The 7,329-nt window shown below is 29.7% G+C and carries 2 protein-coding genes; one reads left to right on the top strand and one right to left on the bottom strand.

All coding sequences use genetic code 11. The annotated features are described in order from the left end of the window. A partial coding sequence (locus tag BMW96_RS10095; RefSeq protein WP_092355261.1) for a discoidin domain-containing protein occupies positions 1-4,599 on the bottom strand: 4,599 nt, incomplete at its 3' end. A 1,673-nt stretch (positions 4,600-6,272) separates the two neighbouring features. Between BMW96_RS10095 and BMW96_RS10090 the strand changes: the two genes are divergently transcribed. Continuing rightward, positions 6,273-6,773, top strand: a complete 501-nt coding sequence (locus BMW96_RS10090) for a GNAT family N-acetyltransferase (RefSeq protein WP_092355258.1) — start codon at positions 6,273-6,275, stop codon at positions 6,771-6,773. The last annotated feature ends 556 nt before the right edge of the window (positions 6,774-7,329 follow it).

Here is a 7,329-nt window from a genome sequence, read left to right as displayed (position 1 = left end):
GTTTCCTTCTACTAACTCTGCTGTTGAATCTACTAGGTCTTGTAATTCAGCCTTGTCACCTTTTAAGAATTCTAACATATGCATTGCTACTGATAAGCGAGCAAATGATGCATCTACTTCTTCTTGAGTTGCATTATCATTAGCTAAGATTACTCTTGCTTCTTCTAATGCAGCATTGAATTCAGTTACTACTGCTGGTACTACTTTATCTAATTGTTCTTCTGTTACATTACTTGCCATTTCTACTGCTATTTGTAATGCTGTTTTGCTTACTGCTGTTTCTTCTGCTTTTACTAAAGATTCAATAGCATTATCAATTGTTTGACATGCTTGATCAATTATTTCTTGACTAGTTGTTGTTTCTAAAGCAAAAAGTCCAGCATTAATAGCATCATGTAATACTTCTAATGAAGCTGCTGTATAATCTCCATCAAGATATGTTTGTCCTGCTTCAATTGCTTCTTCAAGAGCTCTTGTTACTAATGGAATCATTCCATCATTTGGACTTAAAACATTAATTTCTGCAGCACTTGCAAATCCACCCACACCTTCATGGGCAACTAAACGTACATATCTTACTTCAACTTCTTCAAATTCTACTGTTTTTAAATCTTTATTATTACTCCAGTTTCCTGAAGCTACTTCAGTAAAATCAGTACCATTAGCACTTACTTCAATACTATATTTTGTAATATTACCATTTGTACCACTTTGTCTTGGTAAGTATGTAAATCCATTAATAATACGTGCTTTTGGCATTTCTAATGTAATACTTTGTGGTAGTTTATCAGAACCATCCCATTTTGTATGCCATATTGTAGATGTATCACCATCAATAGCATATATTGCTTTATCTGATGATTGTTCAGATGTTGCATAAACACTAAAAGCTTTAGGTTGTTTAGAAACTACAACATCATCAATTTGTCCTTTAAAGGCTTTTGTTGCACTACCAATTTTTTCTAATGGCATGACTAATGAAGCCCATTTACCACCAGTTCCATTCTTAGATAATTCATCTACTTTTTCATCATTTACATATAATGTTGTAACTGTAAATTTAGTTTCTAATTTAATTTTTACCCATTCATCTTTAGGTAATTCATAATTAAATGAATAATCATGGAATTCTCTACTAAATCCAAATTTTCCAGTATCTTTTTGAACTGCCTTGATAGCTCCATTTGAAGATTCAAATAAAATTTGTTCATCATCACCTGAATCAGCATCTCGTTTTACCCAAAATTCCATTACTGAATTAATTCCAAGATCCTGTAATGGCGTAGAAACATAACTTTCTCCACCTTTTAATGTTAATGATTGACGATTTTTTCCTTGTTCATATGTTACATTTTTTTGTTCAATTAGATTGTATTCATTTCCTGATTTATCTAATCCCTTATCATTATTAAAATTGTAATCTAAATAAGTATCATCAACTGACTCAACTTCATATGTTGGATTTGAGTTAGGTGCATATTCTGTTTTCTTAGTTAATTTATTAATATCATCTACAGAATAATCTTTAATATCTCCCCATAATTTAGCAGCAAATGTAGGTGCAATATGGAAAATACGATCAAATACTTCAACATCACTAGTACCATTATCTTGAGATGGACCAGTCATATCATTCCATACAGCAAATGTAGAACCTAACATTTGTTCTGAACCTACTGGAATTGTAAAACCACCAATTTTATTTGGCTGCCATGAATTAGCAATATGATTTTGATTTAGATAATCATAATAATATCCTGCCCCTGGTACGATATATAAATCACCATCATTAGTATTAATACAATCATATCCCTTTTCATACATTTCTTTTGGATTAGCATATCCAACATACCATAAATTCATTTGTACTCCATCAGCTGTAATTGGAGTTGTTCCACTATTTTCTGTTTGACTTCCCCATACACGTGGTGTATATCCTTGTTCATCACGAATAAACTTTAATAAATCATCTTGGAATTTTCTAAACGCTTCTTTATTTCCTCGTTTATATTCATCAGTACCAATATGAACTACTGTTCCTTTAGGGAATACTGGGTCATCTCCACTAGTATATTCTGCAAATACACTCTTAATAAACTCAAGTGCTTCTGGATTTTCTACATCTAAGTATTCATTACTATCTGCTCTTGCTAAATCTGGTCTAGCACGAACAAAAGCACCTGAATGTCCTGGACTATCAAATTCTGGAACAATATCTACACCATATTTTTTTGATGTTTTAATAAATTCTCTAAATTCATCTTTTGTATAATAATAGTCTGTACTTGTTAAATTAGGAATATCAGATTCTAAACGGAATCCTGAATAATCAGGTGTTTTTCCATCTTCCAATTTACCAAAGCAGTTATCATTTAAATGCACATGGAAATTACTTAATTTATACCAAGACATTGTTTTAACTAATTCTTGCATGAATTCCATCTTAAATGGACGTCTACCAACATCTAGCATAAAACCACGAACTTCATATTTTGGATAATCTTTTACAATTCCTTTGGCAATTTTTGTTTTAGTTTGTTTAAGGATTTGAAGAATTGAACGTGTTGACCAATAAGCACCCTTATTTTCACTAGCTTCAATTGTTACATAATCAGCTATATTCATTACATAAGTTTCTTCATCTAATTTTTCATTACTTAATGTAAAATAGAAATCACCTGCTTTAGGCTCGTTACCTTCAACAACTTCAATTGATTTTCCTAAAATATCTTCATAATCAGCAGCAAACATTTCTGCTGTTTCTTTAAATGCCATCGCTGCAGGATCAACAACAATCAAAGAATTATCATTAATTTCAAATACCCCTGTATGCCCAAACCATTGTTGTAATTCAGGTACAACTGTAGGTTTTTCATTTTGAGAATCCTCTACATCATATAAACCTGAAACTGAAACAGTAATGGCTGGAGAAATAGCTTTCTTACCTGTTTCAACTTCTAAAACTTCAAAGTTAACAACAACATCTGTAGTTACAAGTGGTTTAACAATATGACGATCATGAGCAATAATTTGTTCATAATCAGCACCAATAAAAGAAATCTCATATCCATCTGGTACAGTTGGTAAAGGCAATTCAGTTGCATCTGCATCCAATTCATCAACTGTAATAGCATTTGCAATATCTTCTAAAGACGCTGGTGTATCAGCAGGTGGTAAATCATAAGTTTCACCAAACATTTCTACTTCATGTAAAGAAATAGTTGGATAATCTACATTTACACCATCACGATCAGCTCCAGATGTAAGGAAATCATCAATTGTTAATTTAATATAAGATGTTTCAACAGCTTCATCTAAATTAATAATATCTTGATAATATTTAGGTACTTGTGTTTTATGTACTAATGTTACCATTTCATCATTAATTCTAGCTTCAATCTTATAATCTTTAGCAGTTTTTCTTTCCCACTCTAAAATAAATGATTGAATTGATTGAGGTTCATCAAAAGTAAATTCTACAAATTTTTGATTAACTCCATATGAGCTTCCCCATCTTGTATTAAGATCACCATCATTAATGTTTTCAACTCTAACTGTAGTTCCTTCATCACCATTAGAACTAACACTTGCTTTTCTAGAAAGGTTTTCTAAAAGTTTTGTTCCGATAACCTCTATCTCATATAAAGAAACACTTGGATAAGTACCTGCTGTTAGTTTATCAACAGTAACTTTTACATAACGCCCAGATACTTCTGAATCAAAATTAACATGTGTATCTAATGGATATCCATCTGCTTTAGCTTCAGCATCATAAACTGTTGAATAATCATTTCCATCACTTGAAACATCTATATGAAAATCTTCAACTGTTCCAGTAACTTCCCAAGCAAGTAATACTTCATCAAAAGATCTTTCTTGCCCTAAATCAATCAATACCCAAGCAGGAGCTCCTGACTCACTAGACCATCTTGATTGTTCAGGTTTATTTGCTGTTCTATTAATAATACCATCAACTAATTTATCTGGTCCCCAATAACTAATTGGTGCTCTTGAAGCAGTTACAGATTGATTTAAAGCGTAATTAACTCTAAGTTCTTTATAACCATCAGCAACAGTTCTAATACCATTAATTTCTATTTCATAAATAGATACACTTGGATATGCTCCTGAAATTAATGAATCAACTGTTATTTTTACATAACGCCCAGATAATTCATTATCAAATCTAATATTTGTATCTAATGAATGACCATTTTCTTCCTCTGTACTTGTATAAATAGTAGTATAATTTACATCATCATTAGACATTTCAATATGAAATTGTTTAATAACTTGAGTTTCCCAAGCTATATTAATTTCACTAAATTCTCTTACTTGAGTTAAATCAATTTTAACCCAAGAAGGAGCCCCATTTTCACTAGACCATCTTGATTGATCTCTTTTAGGACTAGCATCTCTATTAACTATACCATCTATCAACTTATCTGGTCCCCAATAGTCAATAGGTGCTCTATCTGCAGTTGCTACCCCTTGTAAAGCATAATTTGTTTTTATTTCATCTGCCTGTACAGGAAAAACAAAACCTAAAGATGAAAAAATCATAACGTAGGCAAGTACCAATTTTAATATTTTTTTCATAGTTTCCCTCCTTATATCAAAATTTTTTACCCTTTTCCTTTTTCTAAATACTCAATACTATTAACTCCATTTATCACATCCTTCTATATTAATTTTTCCCCTTTAAAATACTAAAAAAGGCAAGCTAAAAAGTTTAATTAGAACTTTCTGGTCTTGCCTACTTAAAGTAACAATCCAAGAATATATCATTAACTATATTCTCACATTATAAATATAACATTTTTCTTATTTTCTTTTCTACACTTAACTTGTAAAAAAAGTGCAGTTTTATAAAAATAAAATTTATATTTATAGTAAAAAGTTTTTTAGTACTAAATAAAAAAATTAAACTATACATTTTCCATTTATAATATTAAAAGCCTTTATACTTATAGTACTATAGTATAAAGGCAATTCTCATTTATTTCACCACACTAAAACCATCAAAAAGTGTGGTATTTTATACTTAAATCCACACATTTTTACAACTATTTTATCCATTACATGCTACAATAGTTATTTAATTGTATTTAAAGATGTATGTAAATATTCAGCAATTTCTACATTAGTATACCTATAAACAGCCATCCTATACACCTCGTGTTCGCTAATTATTATATCATTTGATTTTTCTCATTTAAAATCTAGTAATACTTTTTCACTTTCAAAAAGTAAATATTTCAGTTAAAAAAAATAAACAAATGGAAAAGCATCTCTTGTTAATAAATCAAAATTTCCATGATGAAACCACTCTGGGAAAGTAGTTTCATCATCTATTATACTATCACCAAAATGCAAGTCTATGCCTTTCCTCTCTATCTCGACAAGATATCAAAGCAACATACTGCTTTGCTTCCTCCCACAAAAGTAAATCACCACAAACACTTGAGTATAATGACAACAATATCCCTACTCCAACCTAAACATCAAAACATACTGGATAAGACATAAGTGATTTTATTTGTGTGTATACTAAATCATATTCTCCTCGAAAAAAGTCTAGCTGTGCCTTAAGAAATAATGCAATTTGAGGTTGTTCTTTATACCCCATCACAAGATCATCTCCACTGCCAGGAACACAATATAGATCTGTCATCAATAATCAAGGACATTCTCTTGGTGATAGCAAAATGTTATTATCATTATTACTTTCAACTTGGTATTTTATAGGCCATTGTATATCAGTAAGAATCATCCAAGTCTCTCCAACTTTTTCAACATTAAGAATCAAACCCATAAAACACAACTTTTCAATTTCACCAGGAATTACTTTTCATTTATGTGCTGCTTCATTTAAACTCATATAGTCCATACATTTTTCTCCAAACATTTTATTTTTCTTATCTAAATAATAAACAGTCAATATATATATTACAATATTTTTCTAAAAAATTTTTATCATATATTTTATAATGTCCTCATATGGTCTATTTTAATAGATATAAGATACATATAAATTAAAACATCACATAATTACTGTATTTAAGGCAAAATCTAGAAATTTAATATCAAGGAAATTACAACAAATGAATGAGCCCTATATAACTACTTATACCAAAATATACAAAAATATTACGATATTAAATTAAGTGTTTTCTGTTCAATGTCTAAAAAAAATGACAGTACAATTTTCTAATGATATAATATTTAACAAAGATATCGATAAATTCATATTTGTAAGCGAGGTGCTAAAAATGAAAATTAAATTAAAAAAATGGAGTTTTGAAGATAAAGAATTTCTCATAAAAATGTGTAACACCATAGATAGAAACTATCTATCGGATAGATTACCCAATCCATATACAAATGAATCAGCAAAATGGTGGTTAAATATGGTAAAAGAAAACGATGAAAAAAAAGGTGTGTTTCGAAAAATAGTTGTTGATGGTAAAATAATAGGCACAATATCAGTCGAACAAAAAGAAGATGTTTATCGAAAAGATTCTGAAATTGGATATTATCTATTACAAGAAGTATATTCAAAGGGAATCATGACAGAAGCAGTAAGACAAATCTGTGAAATCGCTTTTGAGAAATTAGATATCATTCGAATTACGGGAATGGTGTATGAACCTAATATTGCATCTAGAAAAGTGCTAGAAAAGAACAATTTTTTACTTGAAGGTATAATGAAAAAAGCAGTTATAAAAAACAAGAATATTTATGACCTCTGTATTTATGGAAAAGTAAGATAGATTTAAGTTTATAGGTATATTTGCTAAGACGAAAATCTCATAAATTGACGAAGCAATCCAATCACGGCGGTGGGAAAATCTCTTAGATTTTTCCGCTGTTTTTAGCGGTCGGTTCACTTCGACAGTTGAGTGAGCTTGCCAGCGAATATTAAGCCCCGTTATCTAACAAGGAGGGCACAAAAAACAAGAGACAATATACACTAACAAGTGGAAAACGCTGTATTTATAAGGTAAAACTGCATTTTACATGGTGTGATATAAAGTATGCCATTATCACTTTGAAAAATTGAATAAGACATAAGAAAGACAGTTGATTTCAAACAAGAAATTAAATTACATATTATGTATCAAATTTTTATAATAAGTTTTTACCACTTTCAATATCACTACTATCTTCTAATTGTTTTTCATCTTGATCATTCTTAAAAACTATTTAAACATTTTTCAATCCCCTTCTATAAATTAATCAATAAGTAAAAAAGGCTTAATTAGTACAACTGATTCAGAGGCTTTTTTAATTACATCTTGTAAAATTTTAGAAAAAAATAACTTATTT

Origin of the sequence: Thomasclavelia cocleata, from assembly GCF_900102365.1 — a bacterium.
GTDB classification, from domain to species: domain Bacteria; phylum Bacillota_I; class Bacilli_A; order Erysipelotrichales; family Coprobacillaceae; genus Thomasclavelia; species Thomasclavelia cocleata.
This window is presented reverse-complemented; position numbering and strand designations above follow the sequence as displayed.